The organism is Stenomitos rutilans (assembly GCF_059505485.1).
The window spans coordinates 1-23008 of the sequence record NZ_JCACKR010000107.1; the positions used below are offsets into that span (position 1 = coordinate 1).

Annotated in this window: 18 protein-coding genes; 4 read left to right on the plus strand and 14 right to left on the minus strand. The window is 52.9% G+C overall.

Annotation, left to right across the window (positions count from 1 at the left end):
• Positions 1-140: 140 nt before the first annotated feature.
• The 9 genes from AC5JLP_RS21290 to AC5JLP_RS21330 form a co-directional block, all read right to left on the minus strand.
• Positions 141-923, minus strand: coding sequence for an ABC transporter permease (locus tag AC5JLP_RS21290; RefSeq protein ID WP_496069957.1), 783 nt, complete (start codon positions 921-923; stop codon positions 141-143).
• A 102-nt stretch (positions 924-1025) separates the two neighbouring features.
• Entirely contained in the window at positions 1026-2699 is a 1674-nt protein-coding gene (locus AC5JLP_RS21295; protein WP_496069958.1) for a hypothetical protein, read from the minus strand.
• Positions 2700-2967: 268 nt separating this feature from the next.
• Positions 2968-5244: an OmpA family protein gene (locus AC5JLP_RS21300; RefSeq protein WP_496069959.1), complete on the minus strand. Its 2277-nt coding sequence runs from the start codon at positions 5242-5244 to the stop codon at positions 2968-2970.
• Positions 5241-8996 carry a hypothetical protein gene (locus tag AC5JLP_RS21305; protein ID WP_496069960.1) on the minus strand — a complete coding sequence of 1252 codons (3756 nt, stop codon included), beginning with the start codon at positions 8994-8996 and terminating at the stop codon, positions 5241-5243. Before AC5JLP_RS21305 ends, AC5JLP_RS21300 begins: the two co-directional genes overlap by 4 nt.
• A 1-nt stretch (position 8997) precedes the next feature.
• Entirely contained in the window at positions 8998-9957 is a 960-nt protein-coding gene (locus AC5JLP_RS21310) for an isopeptide-forming domain-containing fimbrial protein (protein WP_496069961.1), read from the minus strand.
• 462 nt (positions 9958-10419) lie between these two features.
• Positions 10420-11220 (minus strand): tryptophan synthase subunit alpha, encoded by an 801-nt coding sequence (gene trpA / locus AC5JLP_RS21315; RefSeq protein WP_496069962.1) that lies wholly within the window; start codon positions 11218-11220, stop codon positions 10420-10422.
• Positions 11221-11408: 188 nt separating this feature from the next.
• Positions 11409-11747: a DUF3007 family protein gene (locus AC5JLP_RS21320; RefSeq protein WP_496069963.1), complete on the minus strand. Its 339-nt coding sequence runs from the start codon at positions 11745-11747 to the stop codon at positions 11409-11411.
• A gap of 47 nt (positions 11748-11794) precedes the next feature.
• Positions 11795-12013, minus strand: coding sequence for an NAD(P)H-quinone oxidoreductase subunit L (gene ndhL, locus AC5JLP_RS21325; RefSeq protein ID WP_496069997.1), 219 nt, complete (start codon positions 12011-12013; stop codon positions 11795-11797).
• A 183-nt stretch (positions 12014-12196) separates the two neighbouring features.
• Positions 12197-12904: a hypothetical protein gene (locus tag AC5JLP_RS21330; protein WP_496069964.1), complete on the minus strand. Its 708-nt coding sequence runs from the start codon at positions 12902-12904 to the stop codon at positions 12197-12199.
• 427 nt (positions 12905-13331) lie between these two features.
• Between AC5JLP_RS21330 and AC5JLP_RS21335 the strand changes: the two genes are divergently transcribed.
• Positions 13332-13538, plus strand: coding sequence for a hypothetical protein (locus tag AC5JLP_RS21335; protein ID WP_496069965.1), 207 nt, complete (start codon positions 13332-13334; stop codon positions 13536-13538).
• 542 nt (positions 13539-14080) lie between these two features.
• On the opposite strand, the gene AC5JLP_RS21340 is transcribed toward AC5JLP_RS21335, so the two are convergent.
• Both AC5JLP_RS21340 and AC5JLP_RS21345 read right to left on the minus strand, forming a co-directional pair.
• Positions 14081-14434 (minus strand): PIN domain-containing protein, encoded by a 354-nt coding sequence (locus AC5JLP_RS21340; RefSeq protein WP_496069966.1) that lies wholly within the window; start codon positions 14432-14434, stop codon positions 14081-14083.
• Positions 14435-14662: 228 nt separating this feature from the next.
• Complete coding sequence (locus AC5JLP_RS21345) at positions 14663-15037, minus strand: DUF952 domain-containing protein (protein WP_496069967.1); 375 nt, start codon at positions 15035-15037, stop codon at positions 14663-14665.
• A 156-nt stretch (positions 15038-15193) separates the two neighbouring features.
• Here AC5JLP_RS21345 and AC5JLP_RS21350 point away from each other — a divergent pair, with 156 nt between their 5' ends.
• Positions 15194-15316, plus strand: a complete 123-nt coding sequence (locus tag AC5JLP_RS21350; protein ID WP_496069968.1) for a hypothetical protein — start codon at positions 15194-15196, stop codon at positions 15314-15316.
• A gap of 244 nt (positions 15317-15560) precedes the next feature.
• Here the strand turns inward: AC5JLP_RS21350 and AC5JLP_RS21355 are convergent, their stop codons facing one another.
• The 3 genes from AC5JLP_RS21355 to AC5JLP_RS21365 all read right to left on the minus strand — a co-directional run bounded on the left by AC5JLP_RS21355 (position 15561) and on the right by AC5JLP_RS21365 (position 19731).
• Complete coding sequence (locus AC5JLP_RS21355) at positions 15561-17234, minus strand: sensor histidine kinase (RefSeq protein ID WP_496069969.1); 1674 nt, start codon at positions 17232-17234, stop codon at positions 15561-15563.
• 251 nt (positions 17235-17485) lie between these two features.
• Complete coding sequence (locus tag AC5JLP_RS21360) at positions 17486-19333, minus strand: succinate dehydrogenase/fumarate reductase flavoprotein subunit (protein ID WP_496069970.1); 1848 nt, start codon at positions 19331-19333, stop codon at positions 17486-17488.
• A gap of 74 nt (positions 19334-19407) precedes the next feature.
• Positions 19408-19731: a hypothetical protein gene (locus tag AC5JLP_RS21365; RefSeq protein WP_496069971.1), complete on the minus strand. Its 324-nt coding sequence runs from the start codon at positions 19729-19731 to the stop codon at positions 19408-19410.
• A 180-nt stretch (positions 19732-19911) separates the two neighbouring features.
• On the opposite strand from AC5JLP_RS21365, the gene AC5JLP_RS21370 reads away from it, so the two are divergent.
• Positions 19912-20697, plus strand: a complete 786-nt coding sequence (locus AC5JLP_RS21370; protein ID WP_496069972.1) for a PIN domain-containing protein — start codon at positions 19912-19914, stop codon at positions 20695-20697.
• 425 nt (positions 20698-21122) lie between these two features.
• Positions 21123-22535, plus strand: a complete 1413-nt coding sequence (locus tag AC5JLP_RS21375) for an ABC transporter substrate-binding protein (protein ID WP_496069973.1) — start codon at positions 21123-21125, stop codon at positions 22533-22535.
• Positions 22536-23008: the final 473 nt, after the last annotated feature.

The following is a 23008-nucleotide window of genomic DNA, read 5'->3' on the forward strand; positions in this document are numbered from 1 at the left end:
TTACCCTGCTCAAGCTAGAGGTTAGCTATCCTTACACCTTTAGGACTACCCAATTTAATTTGGTAGAAGATTTAGGCGTATATGAAGGGCAACTGGCGAAGCCACTGATCATCCCTGCTGCCTGTTTCCCAGCTTCAACCTTAACTCGACGCACTTGTGTAGAATCGCAGCGCAAACCGCCAAAACGCAGCAGACGCAAAGAGCAGCGCGATCGCCAACAAGCCTGCTGCTAGCGTCCAACCCCATTCTCCACGACCTAGAATCACTTCTGCGGGAACAGTCGTCAAAAACGCAACCGGAACGACAAACGTAAAGAAAAACCGATACGCCGTTGGGTATGCCACCATCGGGTAACGTCCCGCTTCCAGCAAGCCCCGCAGCACTTCCGTCACGTTGTAGATTTTGACGAACCAGATGCTCATCGCGCCCAGCATGAACCACAGGCTATAGAGAATGAGAAACCCAAAGCCGATCGGTACCAGGCTCAACACATAATCACGCGTGTGCAAGCCTAGCTTTGCCCCCGCATAGCCCACCACAAACAGTCCAAACACCATATCGGGCAGACCCCAGGGCGATAGTGTATGCGCCGAAAGCCAGAACTGTGAGCTAATCGGCTTTAGCAGCACAAAATCGAGTGTACCCTGCTGAATATGGCGCACAATGCGATTTAGATTAGGTGCCAGGAAGGTGCTAGAAAAGCCTTGCAGGATGGTAAACACGCCCAGCACAACCAGCGCTTGATCCCAACTCCAGTTTTGAAAGGAATACCCCGTTTGGTAAAACAGAAACAGGCCAAACAAACTGCCCGCCAGCCCACCCAGACTGCTGAGTGCCGCCAACAGAAAGTTCAGTCGATATTCCAGTTCTGCCGCGATCGCCGTTGCCCAAAATAATTGCAACACGTTCCAGTAGCGCTTCATTAGTCTTGCCTGCATACTTCTGATCAGGCTAGCAAGAAAGGGGCTGTCAATGGGCGATCGGATTGCGACTAACGAGAACCCATAACGAAGCTGTTTCTACCTCTAATTGACTCTGACCCGGAAGCGCACTAGCCCAAAGTTGCTGCCAGCCGTGTTGGGAATATCGCCCAGGTCAAAAATCAGTGTGCCATTTTGATTGTTGGCATCGGGGCAGGTATTGCCTGCGGGCAGCGGCGCGAGCGGAGCAAACACAGTGCCAGCAGTTAAGATTGCACCGTTGTTACGCCGTAGCTGAGCCGAATTTGCAATCAGCGATGTTCCTAGCGGGATGGGATCACAAATGCTGACCCCGATCGCAGTTCCCGTCCCATCCGACAGGTAGTAAACCGTATACTCTACATCATCGCCACTCTGAAGTTTCGTTATGTTGGGATCCAGGTTAATTTGACCGATCGGCGCACTGCCGGGTTGCAGTTGGGTAAAGCCGGCCGCATTGTCATCATTACCTGTGCCATCCACAAAGCTACTGAAATTCACGCCACTCAAGACTGACCCATTGCGCACAACGTTTGTAATCCGCTTGATCAACCGGAAGGCACCAGACCCAGTACTACCGGCTGGTGTCAGAGAAACAGACGTTGGAGTGTTGTTATTACCAGGATTGCCATCATTATCCGGGTCAGCATTCGCACCATCGTTCGACTGGTCACTCACAGGCGATCCGAGTTGATTGGTCGCCGTCGCCGTCGTTGTGTTATTAAATGGGCCGAGGCCATTTGCACCGGTTCCCGGCGTAATATTCACACTAAATGTGACAGTGGCGGTAGCTCCTGCCGCGAGTGTGTCAGTTCCCTGCAATAAATTCTGGTTACTGCTACCGTTGAAACCCGTATTTACCGATAGAGTTGCACTTTGAATGTTGGTGACAGAATTCAGCGTTGCCGCCGCAAACGTTTGCGCCAGATTATCCGTCAATTGCAGATTAAAGAGGTCAAGCTGGGGCGATTGACCTGCCTGCCCAAAGTTCCGCACAGTAATGGTGTAGGGAATCGTGTAAGTCCCGTCGGCGTTTTGGGTTGGGGTACCTGCTTGTTTTGAAACCCCCAATGGTGGGGTGTTAGGGACGCACTGCCGGATACTCAGCGCCGTGAAACCAAAGTCGTCCCCAAAGGTGTTGTTTGCCTCGTCCAAAATTTGCACAATGGCGCTTGTCTGAGCTGGCCCTGTCGTGAAGGCAAACTGGGTCGGAATCCAGGCTTGACGCGTATTCGCAATTGTAGGAAAGCCTGGAACAAGGGAGCCATCCCCAACCCCCAAGGTTGTTGTGGGTTGAATAAAAGTTGTGCCAGTTGCATCGGCGCTTACTTGGAGACGGATCTGGGGCGGCACCCCATTACTACCCGGTGCACCTGTATTGACCAGTAGGTTAAAGAAGAGACCCTTAAAGTTGTACGTTGTATTTGGCGTGAGATTGGTCACCGTTTGTCGCCACACGATCGGATTTGGGAATGCCGATTGAGGAACACCAGGTGTAGCTGCGCTGGCATTCGGGTTGGAATAAAGGTAGGTATTGATGGGGGCGTTGCCCACATTGGCCCGGAGAGCTTCGGCTGCTGTAACACCCCGACCATTTACCACGGCAGGCGTAGTGGGATCGGTAAGCGGGCCGTTTTGAATTGAAAGACCGCCGACATCATCGCTGGGGTATACTCCGTCTCCCCGGTAAGGCGTTGTACTGGTGAAACTAGCCGGATTGTTAGGAGCCAGTGGACCCACAGCGCCCGGGGAGATAGTGAAGGTGCTATTGGCCACGAGGTTCGTTGAAGGAGATTCAATCGTGCCAGCAGGGCAACCGCTTGCACCAAGCGATGTCTGAGCTTGGGCAGGCTGTGAGGGCATCAGGGTCTGGGAACCGAGGAGCAGGCTCACAGAGGAGAGGGAGAGAAAGCGTTTTAGAGGGCGGTTCATCAAACCTCACACAAAATCAGGGAAAACAATGCAAGCAAGATTGGCACGATCGCAGGTTGGCGCATGGTGGGTTGGGTCATGGTTCAATCTGTAGATCTTGTTCCTGGATGATGACCTCAATGTCTCTGGCATCCCGGTAGATAAACTCGGCACGGCGATCGCGGGCGTAATCCAGACGGGTATTGCCGCCCGCAATGGGTCGTCGTTCACCCAGTGATCGGATGGTCATTCGTTCTGGTGCAATGCCTCGACGTAGGAGGTAGTTACGTGCCGCGATCGCCCGTCGTTCGCCCAGGGCCAGGTTATACGCGTCCGTGGCGCGAGGATCGGTGTGGCCTTCAATGGTGACCAAAATGTAGGGATTCTCAACCAGCACTTGCGCAATGCGATCAAGCACTTTCGCTGTAGCAGGGATGATCGTAGACTTATCCAGCGCAAAGTGAATGTTTCTGGGCACCGTCAGACGAACGACTTTGGGGGGCGGTTCGGGTACAGGGGGCTGCTGTGCCACCGGAGTCGTGCAACGAGGTGGAGAGGTAAGAGGCTGGGGAGTAGGGGGAGCAGGGGAGACATAGGGAAGGAGCGATCGTACGACCGCAAGACGAGCGGGTTCGGAGGTGCCGTAGCGCGGATCAGTGGCGATCGCGCTGATTTGTTGCCCTGGAGCCACAGCGATCGACGTGCTGAAGTTGCCCTTTGCGTCCGTTTCAGTCGTAGCGATCGGCTCACTCAATGCCCCAATCCCATCCGCCTGACCCATCACCTGATACAGCTCAACTTTAGAGCCGGGATCTGCCTTGCCAGAGACTTGCACTGAGGGCTTCGCCGCTGCGGCATCTAGAATAAAAAACTCTTTGCTGGCAAACTGGGGCGCGTTAATGGCACCGTTTCCTGTTTCCTGACGACGATTGGGGGTATCTCGCGGCGGATTGACCCCATCACCCCGCTGATAGTCATACACACCTGTCCCCGCAGGAATCACCGGATCAGCATAGCCGTAAACACCCGTACCCTGCTGCGTCACCAGATCGATGCTCAGCCCTTCCAGGTTAGAAAACCGATTGGCCTCAATTTGGTTTTGGTGGCTAGGTGGGTAGGCTGCAACGACCACACCGGGTCCCGTTTGATAGCGAATCTGGTTGCCCGTCACTTGATGGTTGCTGCCCATCAGGTAAACCGCTGCTCGCCGCAATCGTCTGCCGTTGAAGATAATCTGGTTATCCTTAATCGCTACAGCCCCGCTGGGCTTAAAAAGATAGACCCCGCTGCCATCATTCGCGCAAATCAGATTGCCCGTCACCTGTGATTGATTGACAGCCCCTTCCAGCCGAATGGCATCCGGCATTCCAGCAACCCCGTTACCAATGATCACGTTCTCAGTAATTTGCAAGTTCTCAGCGTGAACTGAAGTAATAATGGCACTGCCATCATGATCCGCAATCCAGTTGCGACGAACGGTGGTGCCCATGCCACTAAACACAGATACGCCAAAGGCAGAACGAGGGGCGCTTTGCGCTCCAAGTTCTAAGTTTTGAGTTGAGAGTGTTGAGTTAGTGCCAACTCCCAGCTCCCGACTCCCGACTCCCGACTCCCGAATGGTCGGTGCGATTCCCAACCAATTGTTCTCAATCACCACATTCTGCGCGGGCACGTCGTCCTTGTAGTACGGCGCAAAGTTCGCAGGCGTGGGACGTTTGCTAATGTCGGGTGGGGGCAGCCGATGAGTGATGAAAATATCGGCAGGTGGCGTGGAGGCCGTTGCTTGATGGGTGGAGGTGAAACCGTAGAGGCTCAGGCCGCGAATGGTAATGCCATCTGCCGCAACGGTGAGTCCCCGAAAGACTTCTTTCCCATCAGCAGGCACGATCGCCACTACGGGCACAGGCATGGGCAGTTCGTTAATGGCAGATTTGTCCGCCTGATAGCCTGGTTGTGTCGTGCCGTCAATTACCAGTCCTGGACGCTGAAGGGCAGGGAGTACGTCTACTAACCGAATGGTGGTTTGACCCTGCGGCAGCTTAAAGGCAATCTGCGATCGCGCATCGCCTGTGAGTGTTTCAACCTGTGCCTGTTCGGTTGGCGAAAGCTTGTCTAGCGGTAGGGTGCCGTTGACGATCGCGATCGCCTCCCGCAGCGTCAAAAATTCATCCGCCTGCACCCCATCCTGATCGCTATTCACCGTCACCCGTACAGAGGAAGAAGCGGGTACAGTAGGCGTTTGTGCAAGTGACAGATGGGCACCAGACACCAGCAAAGCGGCAGCCATCACTGACACACCTGACACCCGACACCCGGCACCCAACACCCCATCCCCAACCTTTTGCTGCTTCATGCCATTCTGATGCTGCTTCATTTCCCTGCTCCTCCATCGGAAGTTGCTGCTGGAGCCACAGACGCGTCTGCTACGGGCTTCACAACTGACTCCTGCTGCTGCGGTGGGGCTGCATTGCGTTTGAAGCCAAAGATGTCAGAGAGTTGGTCAAGCTTCAGGCTCAGACCGACAAAGAAGCCACCGCGATCGCGATCGCCAAAGTCTCGATCCTGAGCATCACCAAAGCTGTAGCCCGCTGCGACTCGTAAATTTGGCGTGACGTAGTAGCCAATTTCAGCCACAAACCCCACCTCTTGATACCCGCTATCAGGTTGCCCAATCCAACGGACTTCACCCGCCACATCCCACCGATAGCCCAGGCGGTAGCTAGTACGCAACTGTGCCAGGGTAATGGAGTTAGTGCCCAACAGATCTTTGGCGAGATAGGATTTGGTGCTCCGTAGCGCAAACTTGCCATAAAACTCCCAGCGATAGTTGGGCGCATAGATAGCTTCCAGCGCAAACAGATTGACCGTAGAGCCTGTCCCGCTGTTGAACAGAAGCGTATCTGGGATGTAGGACGGGTTCTGACGGTATTCGTAGCGGAACAGAGCGTTAAACTTATCGCTGCTGGGGTCGCGGTAGGCCAGACCTACCTTGAGGTTAATTGTGTCGCCCAGACCCGATCCGGTCAGCAGTTGATTCGCAAAATTGCCCTGCTCATAGCGTCCCAAAGCGGTTAAGGCAGGCGACAGTTTTCCAGCCGCGCCCGCAGAGATAACCGTGTTGTTCCCAGCTTTGGAAGTGCGGTACTCATAGCGTCCCGTCGCTTTGAAGTTGGGGTTGTCTAAATATTCCAACCCAATGCTGTAGCTGTCGCCACCCGTGATGCCCAGCGACGCGGCACTTTGACCTACAGCGACGGGCTGAGCAAATTGCTGGCCTGCGGTGGTATAGGCAAAAATATCCCCAAAGATACGCTCATAGCCGATCGTGGCTCGTAGTCCGGGAGCCAGCTTCAGACGGTGGTTCAGCCCGATCGCGCCCTGATTGGTCAAGCCGTTTGCGCCTGTCAGGATCGAGTAGCGCCCGGTAAAGGACGTGTTTTCCGTGAGGCGCTGATCGACGATCGTATCCAGACTCGTAACTGAGTTGGTGCGGTAGATGCTCGTTTCATCCCGAAACTGCTGGGCCAGTCGTAGCGTCACACCCTGCATCACCGCCCAATCCAGCGCTACCGTTGTGCGATTGGGGTAGAGCGGGTCGGGGGTGCCCACATTGGTTTCGTTTTGGGCACGAAACAGCAGCGTTTGCGTGATTGGCACATTTAACCGGGAGACAAACTGACTGCTGCCCTGATCCAGCAAATTTGGATCGATGCGATCGGTGCGGGTGCGATTGACAAAATCAAACCCTACTTCCGCAATGCCCAACTTTTGCAGCACGCCAAAGCGCACCGTCGTCACGCTGTTATCCACCCGCGTGCCGGGAACCGGGTCTTTGCTGGGATTAAACAGGTCGGTCAACCCGTTCGTCGTCACCGAGGTCAACCCCGTAACGGCAGTCGCAATGCCAAAGTTCACTTCACGATCGAACTGAAGCAACAGGCTGGTTGAGCGAGACACCTTCGCCGCTACTTCGGCACCATAGTTGGTTTGCCCCGGTGTAAAGCTAAATGTGGCATCGTTCGCAAAGTTTTCTTCGACCGATCGGTAGTAGGCACGCGCCAGAATACCTGGTGCCAACTTGCCGTTCAGTTCCAGCCGATAGGCATTGCCGCGAATCGTGTTGCGAAAGATGGAATCGTTGGTTGATCGCGCGTATTCCGCAATGAGCTTGGCATCCTTACCCAACGGAATCAGAGCATCTAGGCCAAACAGCGCAAAGGTGCGATCGCCCTGGTTTTCGTTCAGGTAGCTAGCGGCAAACCAGCTTTCCGCACCCGGTGTACGGGCAAGGTTGTACTGCACCCGCCCTGAGTAGAGGCTGGTGTCTTTGCTCGTCCCTTCATATTGGTACGTGACCACAATCCGGCGGATGAGCGTACGCCCAAACAGGTCAAACTCAGTAGTTTGAACGGGGCGACGAAACAACAGGGAACCGCGATCGTAATCAAATTCGTAGTCTTGCCCTTGAAAGAGTTGCTTGCGCTCAACAAGAGTACCGGGGCGACCCAGTTCCTCGGTTTCCAAAAACACCAGTTCACTGCCCGACTTCACCAACCGCCGCGACAGGTAGTAGTAGCCGCTGGTGCCATTCGGCGTAAAGGAATCACGCTGGAAGCCCTCCAGATTGTTGGCGTAGAAGCCCGTAATCTGAAAATTGCCCAGGTTGTAGTTGGCCTTAAAGCCGTGCAGTTGGCGGTTCGTTGCTGTGTAGTATTGCGATGCCGTAGCCAACTCTGGGGTGCTGTAATCGCCCCACATGAAGAAGTCCGATCCGGCTCCAGGCACCTTTGACGTGCGCTCCAGTTTCAGGTAGACGCTATCGATCGAAGGGGTCAGGTAGTCCGTTGTGGAGCTATCGCCGTAGACCGGATAAACCTGATCGCACTCCTGGGTATTGCGAAATAGATTCGTGGTGCCATCGCAGGTCTGGTTTAGCGGACGCTGGCTATTGAAGGCACCCGTAAAAAGCCATTCGCCCAGCCGACCCGTTGCAAAGGCAGCAGCTCCAAAGTCAAAGCGGGGCGACCCATCGTTGATGCGATCGAGGCTCAGAAAATCTCGAAAGCTGCCGTAATAGTCCGTGCCAGGTGCGCCAAGTCGAAAGTTGACCGACCCCGACATAATGAACGGGCGCAGATTGGTGATGAACTCAACCTGGGTGTATGCCTCTAAGACTGGAAGTTGGGGCGAAATCCCTGCCAGTGGTGCCAGTGGTGCAGGAGTGAGCACAGGTTCAGAGCGCGATCGCCCATCGTTGGCTCGTTGAATCGGCGGCAGCGGACGGTTAGCGGACGAGTCATCAGCCTGAGATGGCTTAGCCTCCCGTAGATCAACAGCCGCCCGGATGCGCACTTTCTGCGGTGCCAGGTTGGCCTGAAGCTGGGCCTTGAATTTGCCACCCTGCGCGAGCACCTGAAAACCGGGACGTTCGGTATCTTGATCCACGCCAATAAACTTACCCGCGCTGGCGGTCAGAGTAACCACTGCATCCTGAGAAAGGATTTGACCCGCTTCATCGGTAATCTGCCCTTCCACCGTGACGGACGATCGCCCATCAGCGGGAACACGCGGATCACTGGTGGGCAAAAACTCCAGACGCGCGGTTGCTTCCTTCGCCGTTACCGTCACACTAACCGGGGAACCCCCTTCCGGCAGCACGGTCAGCGTATTCTCACCCGGCCGCAGAGGAATGTTGTACCAGACCTGCGTCACCAAATTGTCAGCGGTTGGCTGTGTCTGCGTTTGAATGGCGGGGTCGATCGGCTTCTGGTTTAGCGTGACCTGCACCTTCGTTGCGGCAGGGTATTGCACAATCAAGCTGGTTGATCGCTCACCCGTGGTTCCCGCTTGCGGTGCCAGAATACGGACTCCGGTTTCCGTGGGAGCAGCATCCGTTGGAGTAGGCACAGCCGGAACAGGGCTTGGCGCAAGAGATGGCGTTTGAGCCACCAAATGCTGCTTGGGAGCCTCACTTTTAGCGTGTTCATCTGCCTTGCGGTTTGCGACAGACTCAACCGACGAGCGCACTGGGGTGCGGCCTAATTCACGAGTGTGGGCAGGCGCAATCGCGGTCAGCGCACCCAGCAGCGATGTTAACAAGGTGAAGCTCAGGGTTACATGTCGCATCCTACCGTCCCCCTTCCTTAAAGCTAGGTGTCACGGCAAAGTTCATTCGTACAGTAGAGCCTGGAGCCAACCGCACCAGACGAGATGGACTATTTGCCTCAATCCGATACAGGTTAGGAGCGACGATATAACCCGGCAGGCTCGTCAAATCTAGCGTGCCAGTGCGGGTACCCGAAATCACGTAAGCCAGCGAAAACAGACCAGCCGCATCCGTCGTCACGCGGTTGCCGTCATCCATGAAAATGACCGCGTTTGGCACCCCTGGTTCTCCGGGCTGCTGTTCACCATCAAAGTTTTTATCCACAAACACGCGCCCAATAATGGTGCCGCAATCGGCCAGAATACCAGGGCGAATTTGCAGCCTGTAGCTAGCCGTGTTGCTCTGAACAGGCGTTGTAGCCGTCTGCCCCTGCGCTACTGCCAGGTTTCTACCCGTCCCTCGAATGGCGTCGGGAGTCAGGAGAGCCGCATACACGAGCGTTAGCGTCTGCTGTGGCGTGAGGGTGGGGTAGGTAAAGGTGATGGTGCGCCCGCTCACGGTCGGCGTTGCAAGCGCCACCTGGGTCGAATTTCCACCCGTTCCGATCGCCGCACGGGCTGAGTTCGCAACATACTGCAAACCCAGGGGCAACGTATCTGTAACCCGCAATGGGGCGACCGTTGTTGCGCCCGTATTCTTGATTTGCAAGCGGTAGACAACTGTATCGCCTGGCTCAGCCGCCGCGCGATCGGCTGTTTTAACAATCTCTAGGCTTGACTGACTTTGTGCAGCCGTAAACGTCGTCGCGTTAGAATTCGTAGACCGATCGGGGCCACCCGGCCTGTCTTTAAACCTGGCCGCAGCAGTGTTTGAAATTACTACGTCATCAGCAACAACAGGCAAAGTCGAAGAGATCACCCCTCCTAACAATGCCCAAGCTGCTAAGACGTGGAGATACCCCAGTCTTGGCAGTTTCTTCAAAAACCCACTCCTCACGCTCATCCGAAAGTGCAGTTCAGCATAACTACTGAACTGGAGAATACAAGCAAACTCGTAGATGCGAACCCCTGAATCAATCTACAGCAGGATGGCTCAAACGCGGTAGAAAAGCCGAAAATTGGCTACCAATCTGCATCCTGGAAATATCGGAGTGCATAAACCAACGTCTTGAGAAGCAACTAAGACTTTTCCCAAGTCAGTGATTTTACCGAATTCAGTTATAATTATCCAGGAAAACATAAATCCCGCAAAAAGTTTACAATTCTTTTCATTTCGCAAGCAATCTTAATCATTTCTTTCGCTAAGTTTATGCATAAACTTAGCGAACTTACGTTCAAAAGACATCCTCTGACCAAAAGCCTCTTTCAGCTTGCAAGCTAAAGCATGCCACGCCGACCCAGCACAGCTTTTCCAGCCATCAAGTCAGACCTGGTAATAACCGCGCTACGTCGGTGCAATGGCCGCTTTCAAGCTTTGGCAAAATGTTTCGATCGCCTGTAATCCTTGCGTCGGCGCACCATCTGCCAGACGTTTCACAAACGCACTTCCGACGATCGCCGCATCTGCGCCCCACTCCATGACCTGATGGGCATGTTCTGGTTGCGAAATGCCAAACCCAACGCCAATCGGTTTGTCCGTCACGTTGCGTAACTCCAGCAGCAAATCTTTTACCCGCGCCTGTACCTGTGCTCTAACCCCCGTTACGCCTGTCGTACTCACTAAATAAATAAAGCCCTGCGACTGCTCCGCGATCGCCATCAGCCGTTCTTTAGGGCTCGTTGGGGCAATCAGCAGCGTCACCTCAATGCCATGTGCCGTTGCAGGGCCGAGTAACGTTGCGGCTTCTTCCAGAGGCAGGTCGGGCACCACCAGCCCACGGACACCAGCGGCTGCGATTTGCTGCAAATAGGCATCAATGCCCCGATTTAAGATGGGGTTGTAGTACGTAAACAAAACAATCGGCGCTTGGATCGTTGGACTCACCGATCGCACCACCTCTAGCACCCGATCCAACCGTGTCCCTCGTTGCAAAGCTCGTGTCGCGGCGGCTTGAATGACAGGCCCATCGGCTAACGGATCTGAATAGGGCACTCCCAGTTCGATAATGTCAGCCCCACTGCGATCGAGTACCCGCAATGCCTCCGCCGTCGTCTCTAAATCTGGATCACCTGCCGTAATAAACGGAATCAACGCACAGCGAGCATGGTCACGCAGAGTTTCAAAGCATTGCGAAATCGAAGTCATTGAAAAGTGGTTGTTAGTTAGTGGTTGGTTGTTAGAAGGCAGGAATCGGGAGGCAGTAGGAGAGAGGGAGTCGGAATGCGGAAGGAGCTAGGGAAGCAGGGGAAGACAAATTTAACTCAAAACTTCTCCGCTGACCGCTGATAGCTGACCACTCTTCAACTTAAACCTCAGAACTAAAAACTTTTAACTTAAAACTCCCCACTCCCTTCTCCCTTCTCTTCCCTCTCCCCCTTCTCCGCCGCAATCTCAGCCTGGAGCTTCGCCAACTCTTCAGGAGTCAGCTCTTCTAGCCGTTTTTGCAATACCGCTTCTTCATAGTCCTTAAGCTGCTGGTTGTAGGTCATGGTTTGAGTAACCGCACGCAAAGCATACGTCGCAATCCAACCCAACAGGCCACCCACCAGAGCAACCTGCGTCCAGATGCCTGCCGTTACGCTGTCTAGACCTGTCTCCTGTAGCAGTAGATAGGCAATGCCACCTGAAGCAAACACGCCAAAACCAATTCCGAGGACATCAATCCGTCGCATCTAGAAGCTAAGGAAAAAAGGATAAAAATGTAGCAATGACTGATCGCTTAGCTTGCAATCTCACGTCGTTTGGGTCTGAAATTGAGGAAAGGAGCTAGCAGAAGCAGCCCTGGGAAAAACATAAAAACCAGGAAGTACATGAACGCTCGCTCAAACGAGCTTGCTACATACCAGCGAGTGTTCAAATAAAAGTATAGTGCAGCCGGAACGACTAATAAGAAAGCACCCGCCAAAACCAGGTATAGAAGCGCAACTGTAATATCCATAGACAGAAATCGCAGGGGATGGAGCAGTTGCCAACATTCTACCGCTTGCCTGCCGCCAACGTCATTTTTGAGCATCAGGATTTTTCTGTACCGTTTCAGCACGCGCGATCGACTATCTTGCCTTTTGCCTTCTGTCCTCTGCCTTCCTGCTCCAGCCTTCATAGCTCCAAGTTCGGCATGATATTAGGCGTGCGCTTTCAACCGAGTGAGCAAATTCTGTACGGCCTTACCAGCAATAATGTCGTTGGGATTAAACGGATTAAACGGCTTGCCCTCTGCGATCGCAGCATCCATACCACCTTGAGCCTCTGTAGGTGGAGCAGTGGGTAAAGCAGTGGGCGGCGAAGGCAAACTCTGTCCGGGGGGTGGAGACGGCAAACCCTGCTCAGGGGCAGGGGCCGATCGCGACGAGTCAAACCGTGCTCTGCGACCATCGGGCAATACCATTTCTTGCGGCGCTCCTGCCTGTCGTCGAGCATCGTCACGCTCTTGCCACGCCGTTTCTACCGCTTTAATTTGGTCAGATGTCAGCAGGTGACGCAGCGATGTCAGAATTTCTTTAGCAGCGGCAGGCGGCAAATCCTTGCGGGCAGACAGGTCTTTGAGCAAGGCTGTCAGCGCTTTTGATTGGGATGCAGAGAAGGTCAATTTGCCCGCTGCTGCCAGTTTGTCCATCAAGGTAGTGTGTGCAATGAGGCGAATCACCGGATCATACGCCGCGATCGCAGCCTCTCGCTGGCGATTCATCTGGGGCGTGGGTGGTGCGGGCAACACAATATCCTTGTCAGTTGCAGGCCGAAGAGACGACTGGCGTTGCGCGAGAACTGGCAGGGATATCATCACGGCAAACCCAGCGCAAACAACAAACTGGAGCTTCATCATTTCACTCATTTGCAGAGATCCGCCTTTTGTAGAATCAGGTAGCCATCACCACAAGCCGTTAGCGACCCTACTAAACCGTACCGAACGGTCTGGAGAAAGACTATCCTACCAATGTCCTCATTTCAGGCGGACAGTAAGGACATTGGTCGGACTTTCACATTCTCTTGAAATCGCCTGGATGCTTAACAGAAAGACTTAGAGCGATCGTGTTTTCGGTACATCGTTGATCGCTTAGTTGCATAAAAGCCCCCATTGATGTTGGAATAAACAAATGGAGGTGTGATGCCAACAAGGGGGCATGGCGGAATGGTAGACGCAACGGACTTAGATAACTGAGCCTTGATGGAGAAATCGATCAAGTGACCGCTCTCAAACTCAGGGAAACCTAAATTAGGGATGAGGGATGAGGGATGAGGGATGAGGGATAGCGTTTAGCATGAAGTCTAAACGAGTTTGCCCCACACCCCACACCCTAAACCCCACACCCTATCCCAACACGGCAATCCTGAGCCAAGCCGACGAAATGATAGCGCTGAGTCCAAGGTTCTGTGCTTTGAGCTGCTTCTTTCACTCAAAACTCAAAACTCAAAACTCAAAACTTCTTGTCTCGGAAGGTGCAGAGACTCGACGGGAGCTACCCTAACGTGTAGTCGAGGGTAAAGGGAGAGTCCAATTCTCAAAACCAGTAGATAAATCTTGCTGGCAGCAGCGAAAGTTGCAAGAGGATGAAAATCCGTTGACTGCAAGGTCGTGAGGGTTCAAGTCCCTCTGCCCCCATTTAGATCGATACCAGGTTTCGCTAAGGAACCTGGTTTTTTCATTTTTACAGCAACCAGCAGACGGAAGGCTGGCGATCGTTCCCACGATGAAGGCTTGATTAAGCATTGGGAAACTGAGATTCGCGCTTTTGAAAAGGGCACTCAACAAGCACTGAAACGATTGAGGCAGTAATTATGCAGATTCGCGATCGCGCACTTCCGATGGCTAGCGCTACGCTAAACACGTTAATGATGGAGCTAGTAGTCTGTCAACTTTAATTTGTGAGTTTCTGAGACCATAACAGTAATTCCTGACAGAACTCCGATTTCTCTTTGTCAGTCGTTTTTATCCACTGGTGAGGTTGAAGAACACTTACACCCCAGCCTCCCAATCCTCAACCTGCAATCCATCTACCCGTCCAAACTCTCACGTGTTGTGGGTGATTAGGGTGAGATTATTTGCCAGAGCGATCGCGGCAATGAGCAAATCATAAGCTCCAATCGGTGTTCCGTTAGTTTCTAACTGTGCCCGGATTACCCCAAACGTTGTAGCCACAAGATCGTCAAAAGGCAGCGAGACAAATTGCGCCAAGAATGTGTGCTGTAAAGTAAGGTTGTGTTCTGGATCAGCACTTTTCATGGCACCAAAGCAAAGTTCCGCTTTGACGATCGAACACACAGCGATCTCTTGATTCGGAATCGCCTCAAGCCTCTGCTTCAAACTCAAATTTCTGCCTTTTAGGTAGATGATGCAGGCATTGGTATCAAGCAAATAGTTCATTCCAGAGGTTCACGTTCAGGTTGAAAGTGTCTGAAGAATGAGTCATCCTGAATGCAGCCGTAAAACTGTGAAAGATCTACCGCTTTAACATCTTTGGGCAAGCTAGCTTGATAGACAATAATCACCTAAATCTCTGTATCCCTTATTTCAGGTAGATGAACCTGCAAAAGACCATCACTGCCGATATGAGATTTTAGTGTGATGCTGTGCATAGTTATCCCTCAGTTCCTACAGATTGATATCCTCACCCAATTCTTGCAAAATTCTCTGCAATACTGACGGTAGTGTAAAGTTGCCATCGGCATTCGGCTCAAAGTCGATCGCCTGCGTCACAGCATCCAGATTGAGCGCACCGTAAAGATGGGGAAATAATTCGCCATTTACTGCTTCATAGCGAATTTCAGACTGAACACGATCGCTCTCAATGCACAACAGAACCAGTCCCGCCTGACCACGAAAAAACCGATTTGCGGTCGCTACCACTTGTGCGGGAGTCGAACAATGGATAAAGCCTTCTATTTCTAGCGAACCAGCGAGATACACGCCGTACTGCTGTGCTTTCTGCCAGTGTGATCGGCTTGTAATGTGCAAGATCAAAGCCATTGCTTCATCCAGTGATAAACATTGATGCTGGCTCCTGAGTTCTGACGCTTGATCTCTCACTCCAACTCAGCCCTAGCACCCACCATTCTGCATCAGCGTCGTTCTAACGGTAGGGCCGCTTGAGGGAAGGACTGGTCATTTATGGGGCGGTGAGTGGTGAAAACACCTTCGTGCATCAAAACGCTAAGCAAAACAGTGATGGCAGCGGCTCGGAGTAGTTTGTTTAGCATCTTACCCTCCAGCGATGGCAGCGATCGCGTTGTTCTAGCAGAAGTTTAATCGGGTTGAGGCGACCTTACCTCCTCTAGCTGGTTCACCCAACTGGAGGAACCCACGCCAGCACCATCTGTCCTGCGGTTGAAGGCCGTTATTCTGGGTTTGGAGGCCGGGATTAAAATGCCGTTCGATCGACACACACCACTACCCGTTGTTCGGAGGGGTAAAGGTAGCGGGTCAGAGCTTGAGCATCCATGCTTTAGTCCAGTGGTTGCACGGAGTGATCAGTGACGTGGGCAACCAAAGCCTATTGGGGATCAAGGATTGAATCTGGCAGAACGAGGGTAAAGGCTGTTTGGTTAGCGGCACTCTCGACGTGAAGATCCATGCCCATTTGGGCAGCTAACTTCTGCACCAGGGTCAGCCCTAGCCCAGTGCCACCTTGTTTCCAGCGATCGCTGCCCACCACCCGATAAAACTTATCAAAAATATGGCTCAATTCGTCGGGTGTCAGTTCAATGCCCGTGTTCCCGACCTGCAATTGCACCCCGCCAGACGTCCGACTGCCAGTGACCGTAATGGTTTCACTAGGGGGAGTGTACTTACAGGCATTGTTCAATAGTTCGGTGAGAATGCGCTCCAGACTCACCGAGTCAACCCACAAAGCAGGCAGATCGGGCATGAGCGACATTTGCAATGTCTGTTGTCGATTCTGCGCACGTTCTTGAAAGCGGGCAACGATCGAGGGTAGCCAGTGCTGCAACCAAAGTATTTCACATTCGACAAGATGTGACCCTGCTTCCAGGCGCTGCAAATCCAGCAGATCATTAATGAGTTTAATTTCGCGATCGCACTCGTCTCGTAAGATCTGTAAATACTGGGCGGGTTTAGAGTCTGCGTGTCCGTTTGGATTGCGTTGCGCTAGCGTTAGCTCCAGCATGCGAATCGACATTTTCATGTTTGATACGGGCGTGCGCAGTTCATGGGAAACGGTACTCAAAAAGTCGTCTTTGAGCTGGTTGAGCTTCTCTAATTCGGCAACCTGCATCTGAGCCGCGCGATAGAGTCTGGCCTGACGGACGGTAATGGCACACTGGGTCGCTACTTGCTGCGCTAACCGCAGATCCACGTCTTTGAAGCCATAATCACGATCGATAATCAGCCACAGGTCGCCTAATACTTCCTGATGGTCTTCAATGGGGCATGCAAGAATGGCGACTCGTCCTCGCATCGGGCTGATGTGCAAGGGGCAAAACTGGCAATATTGCCCGGTCAACAGTTGGGCATAAAGTTCTGGGCAGTCCGACATCTGAATCACCTGACCTTGAAAGGACAGGATCGAGGGGTTGTATTCATAGGCGATCGTGGAGGTGCCTGCATTCAAATCGTAGAGTCCAGCGTTACAGCTATTGACCCCCATACTGGTACCCAGCTCCTGCACCACCGTTTGCAGAATCTGGGCTTCATCGAGGCTATCGCGCACCTTATCCGTGATCCGTTTGAGTGCTGCTTCAAAATCCGATGCCAACTGTAGTTGAGCCGTGCGCCGTTGAACTTCTCGCTCCAAGCTGGTGTTAAATTCCTGCGCTCGCTGATACAGTTTTGATTGCTGAATCGCGTTGCGTTCTCGTCCTTCAAGGTGCTGGGTTGTATCCTGAAGTTTGCCGCACAGTAAGCTGGTCAAGGTGCCGCTCACGCTGAATAGACCCAAAGCAACCGAATTGTCTGTCATACTCGCGAGCGACTCTACGGATTGCACCGCGCAGTAGCTGTAAAACAAAGCCGACAGGCCTGTCGCAGTCAATCCAGCCCCAATACCGCTGTACCAGGCACTAATCAGCACCGCAATCAGGCATACCAGTAGCGAAATGGGAGATGCGATCGCCCAACTGTTGAAGAGTTGTGTCACCAGTAAGGCGATGGAAACGGTCAACGCACTAACGGCATACCTCAACCACTGAGAGCGCAAAAGCCATGTCATGAGAGGTCTAAGCAACGAGTGATGACAACGCGATGTCTTACACTTGCGGCTCACTCACTAGAACAAATTTCCCTCAGCACGACATTCTGCTAGACGCTGTGTAAGCACATCTTGCGGAAAAGAACGATCAGCACCACTGAAAAATCATCTAGAAGCAAAGAGCAAGAGTTGCAGTCAGACAAACTTGCCCTACCCTAAATTCAGTAAATGTTCTTTGGCATTCGACCTAAGAGAGAGATAGGCACTTAAACCTAATATTTTCGTTCCTGGGGTTGAAATAGAGTGATCACCACCGGCTTATAGCTAATATCAATGCCAGCAGGAGAATAATACGTCAGCGTGTGCTTGAGAAAATTGGCATCATCGCGATCGGGGTAGTCTTCGCGCGAATGAGAGCCACGGCTTTCCTGACGGTTTAGAGCAGAGGTCAGAATCATCTCACCCACAATCATCAGGTTACGGAGTTCCAGCGCTTCGGTAATTTCGGTATTCCAAAGCTTGCCCTTGTCATCCAGACGCACCTGGCTATAGCGCTGTTGAATGTCTTTCAGCTTCGTCAGGCCCTCGCGCATTACGGCTTCGGTACGGAACACACCGCAATGGTCGGTCATGCAATCTTGATACGCCTGCCGAATTTCTGCCAGGCGATACTGCCCCGGTTGGTCGAGCAAGGCTTGAATTTGGCTCCGACTCTCATTGAGATAGCGGGCTTCATCCACCTCAGGCAGTTTGCGGTTCTGAACGTACTGGGCGATCGCGGCCCCCGTGCGTCGTCCATACACCACGCATTCCAGCAGCGAATTACTGCCCAGGCGATTCGCCCCATGCACAGACACACAGGCCGCTTCCCCTGCCGCAAAAAAGCCATCCACTAGTTCATCGGCACTACGCCGCACCTGTCCATCTGTATTGACTGGAATGCCGCCCATTGAATAATGCACGGTAGGGCGAATGGGCATTGGTTGGGTCACGGCATCTACATTCACCAGTCGATGTGCTTCTTCCCAACAAAAAGGGACACGGCTCATAATCTTTTCTCGCCCCATGTGGCGCAAATCCAGATACACACAGGGGCCACCAGCGGTGCCATCGGGATGCACCCCTCGTCCTGCACGAATCTCGCGGGTGATGGCTCTGGAGGTAATGTCACGCGGAGCCAGTTCCATGCGGCTGGGGGCGTAATCTTCCATAAACCGCCGCCCGTCACTGTTAATCAGATAAGCCCCTTCTCCCCGCACTGCTTCTGAAATCAGCACCCCGACTGGATAGAGGCCCGTTGGGTGAAACTGCACAAACTCAATGTCTTCCAACGGCAAGCCGACCAGTGCCGTCATGGAAAGTCCGTCCCCTGTAGAGGCGTAATCGTTGGAGGTGGTGTTGTAGACTCGCCCATAGCCGCCTGTAGCGAACATGACGGCTTTCGCACGGACGATCGCCAACTGACCATCCTCAATGCGATACATCACTACACCTTTCGCCTGACCCTCTTCCAAAAGCAGTCGCAGCACGTACCATTCGTCATAAATAGTGACACCGCGACTCAGCAAATTGCAGACCAGTTCATGCAAAATGGCATGGCCCGTTTTATCAGCCGCATAGCAGGTGCGATTGTGGGCATGTCCACCAAACGCACGTTGGGCAATGCGTCCATCGGGCAGGCGCGAAAACAGCACGCCCATGTGCTCCAGATCAATGACCACATCAGGTGCCTCACGGGTGAGAAGCTCTACCGCATCCTGATCGGCAAGGTAATCAGCCCCTTTGACCGTATCAAACGCATGCGCTTCCCAACTGTCGGTAGAGTCCACATTCTTGAGGGATGCTGCAATACCACCCTGAGCGGCGACTGAGTGCGATCGAATGGGGTGCGTCTTCGCCACTACTGCCACATTCAAGGTGGGATCGGTGCGAATAATTTCCAGGGCGGCTCGTGATCCCGCCAATCCACCACCCACAATGATTACGTCATGCTCAATCATGCTGTGCGATCGCCATCCGAAATAACTCCATCTATCCTGCCAAAATAAAAAGTTCCCTGCCAAAAGACAAGGAACTTCTTTAGAAAAGTGAGGAGGGAGGAGTAGAACGGCAGGCGGCATAAGGCTAGAGGCTAAAACTCAAAACTTCTTTCCCTCTGCTCCTTGCTCACCACTCATCCATCACTCCTTACACCTCATCCCGCCGCCTGTGCTGGGCGTTGGTTGGGCACACTCGCTGTTGATGTAGGCGTTACATTCCGACTGACAGTTGCTGGGTCAATTGACATCAACTCAATGTGATTCAACAAGGTTGTCACAAAGGCGAAGAGCAAGAAGGGTACGGTTAGTACTAAAATTAAGCCAACGACAGAGATCGCATAGATTGGCTTACTGGCTCCCATCAATGCCAATGCCGAAGCCAAGCTAAGAAAGATTACAATCAACCAAACAATAATCTGACCATAAATATCGCCAAACGAAAGGGTGCAGACTACCCGATATCTTGATAAGTTGCTCATAAACCACCTTTAGGACGCAATCTAAACCTATACCGTAAAGCTTCTGCGCTGTGCTCGGATCATTTCTCAATCTTTCAGCAACGAACGTTACGCAGCTTCATACTTCTAGTGCATCTACCTCTAAGTTCATCTTCTATTCAATGTTGGAATCAATCCTGATTTAGCCTTAATGGTGCTGTCATGGCTGCTTTACCGTCCTTTCTCATTTTGTTAGACCTCAGTGCGATTATGTCGAGCGGTGTAAGGCACTGGCAAGAGTTTTCACGGGTTGGAGAATGTTTTATCTCAAAAGCCGTGCTGGAGGAGATCCAGCTCTTGTGCAATCACGCGATCGAGCCTGCCCAGGAACGCACAGCGCGGGAGTTTGTGCGGTTCTTCCCAGAAAGCGGGTGGAAAGCGACCACGTCGATCGCACAGCACCCGGCTCTGAAACCCAGTGAAGGGCACACACAGAGCAAAAAAACCAGGCTCTCGCTCGCCACGGCTCAAGCCGCCTATGGGTTAGCGCGTAATCGTCCAGACGATTTAGTTGTGGTTGCTGCTAACGATCAGGGCTTAATTCAACGGTTGCGCATGCTGGGCACACCCAACCTCTGTGGCATGCCGCTGACTGTGTTGGTGCAGTGGAGCCGCACGGCACGGAAACCGCCTGTAGTAGCAAACCAACTGCATGCTATGCGCCTTATGGTTGGGGCAGTCGCGCCGACGGTTAGCAAAACGCCAGATACGCGGCCACCCATGCGATCAACCCCAAGCCAAAGCAGTCAAAGCAAGAAGCCGCTTTCACCACAGCGAACAATTCGCCCTGCGTACATTTTTTATAATCTGCTGACTCTGGTAATCGTGGCGATCGCGACTCTGGCCGCCTGGCGCATTGTTCATCCCCCCAGCTTTAATCGGTTTTGGCAGCAACTTCCCTTTGTGAGTCAAGCGCTCGACGAGACTGACGTAACAAAAATCTCCTAAAGCGCTAGAGGCTGTCATCAATTACTCGTACACATAACTGGCAGCAAGGGTTCCAGCCCCTAGCCTTATCTGTGAGGACGGGCGCGGTAAGACTGATGCACAAGGCTTTTGAGCTTAATTGATGACGCGCCCTAAGACGTAGCAATTTAGCTCTTGTCGTTCGCTTTACAGAAACTAAGGTGCAAGAAGTTAATCACATCGGTATTTCTCGTAGGGGTGAACGGCCGTTCGCCCTTACCTTCAAGTAATTTGTCGATCCTAAATTTAATTCACAATCCTTGGGCAGCCTTTGTGTTTCCTTGAATCAGGTCTGGAAAGCCGCGGGTTGCGGAGTTTTAAAGGCATCAGCCCTGTATCCAACAGCACGCTTCATTTGGGTCTTTGCCAAAAGTGGTACCCTTATTTGAACCAGGCATGGTTCGCTTATGTCTCAGAAAAATGAAACTCCAGCGCTGTTGCTGGCATTCTTGTTTACGGCTGGCTTGTTAGGTGCTGGTTTTTGGTGGTTCATGCCGAAAACCGGGATAAAGCTGGGTACACAGCAGACCAACCAGGAAACCGTCTCGCTCGACAATCGTATCAGCCAGGGTGAACGCAGTCTAGTTCAGACCGAAATCAAAGCCGATAATCCCGCTTTTGCCCAGGCAAAACAGGCTGGTCTGCGGGCAATGGCTGCTAAGCAGTACGGCGAAGCGACGGCACTGTTTGAATCAGCGTTGCAAAAGGCGCGAAATGCACCCGAAACGTTGATTTATTTGAATAATGCTCGTATTGGAGCCAACCCTTCGTACACGATCGCCGTAGCGGTGCCAATTGGCACTGATCCCAATGGCAGTTTAGAAATTTTGCGTGGTGTCGCTCAGGCACAGCAAGAAACTAATGGCGCGATCGGGAGCCAAACAAGCCCTCTCAAGGTCGTGATTACCAATGACGATAATAACCCTGATACTGCCAAACAAATTGCTAACGCACTGGTGCAGACGCCTGAAGTGTTAGGCGTCGTAGGTCATTATGCCAGTGATGCGACGCTAGCCGCGGGAAGTGTCTACAACGCGGGTGGTCTGGTCAGTATTTCTCCCATTAGCTCCACCGTAAAGCTGTCTGGCTTCGGCAAGTATACGTTCCGCACGGTGCCCAGTGATTATGTGGCGGCACGAGCGTTAGCAGACTACGCCGCTAAACAGTTGCAGGTCAAGAAAGCAGCCGTATTTTTCAACTCTCAAAGCGCCTACAGCCAATCGTTAAAAGCAGAGTTTGTCACGGCGATCGCCCTTTCGGGTGGGCAGGTGTCGGCTGAATTCGATCTGTCAGCGCCCAGCTTCAGCGCGGCACAAGCCGTCGATCAGGCGCTGAAACAAGGGGATAAGTTACTGATGCTAGCCGCTAATACCGGTACTCTCGACCAGGCACTACAGGTCGTGCAGGTTAATCAGCGTCGCCTGAGTTTGTTAGGAGGGGATGATGTCTATGCGCCGAAAACGCTGGAAGTCGGTGGACAACAGGCGTTGGGGATGGTGCTGGCAGTACCGTGGCATATCGATGGGAATCTACAGTCTTCGTTTCCCGGTCAGTCGCGTCGGCTTTGGGGTGGGGATGTCAACTGGCGCACGGCCACTGCCTATGATGCCACGAAAGCACTGGCGGCCGCGATCGTGCTCAATCCCACTCGCTCAGGGGTGCAGCAAGCGTTGGCATCGCCCGATTTTACAGCAACAGGAGCGTCAGAAGCCGTGCGGTTTTTGCCGTCCGGCGATCGCAACGTTGGGATTCAGCTTGTGAAAGTCTCTCCTGGCAATCGCTTTGGGACAGGCGTTGATTTTGTTCCTGTTACCCGGTAAACGCAGGGGCGCACAGCCGTCAGAGTAGGCGGTTACGCGTGTTGACCGTGGCGCTGTTTCAGGAGCTGTTTGAAGCGCTCCTTCCCCAACTGGCAGGGGCAACTGAGGTTCACTCCCAAATGTGGCAAGGGGGTCTGTTCGTCCCTACCTGCAAACAATTGTCAATTTTATTTAGCCCACGATTTTAATACCAATTTGAATTGAAAATGCGACACATCCTGTAGGGGCAAGGCAATGCCTTGCCCCTACCCACCGATTGATCTGTAGCCGTCATTCTTTAAATCGGTATTAATGCCAGTTTCACTGGCGATCGCGATAGATAAAGATCCCCCTGCCTTCGGCATCCCCCTTGATCAGGGGGCCTGAGAGGGATCAAGTGCAATGCATCTGCCACCTTTTCAATTCAAATTGGTATAAGGTGCAAGGAACAACCGCTCAGACTGCAAATGCGTAAAGTTCGTTTCAGTCTTGTG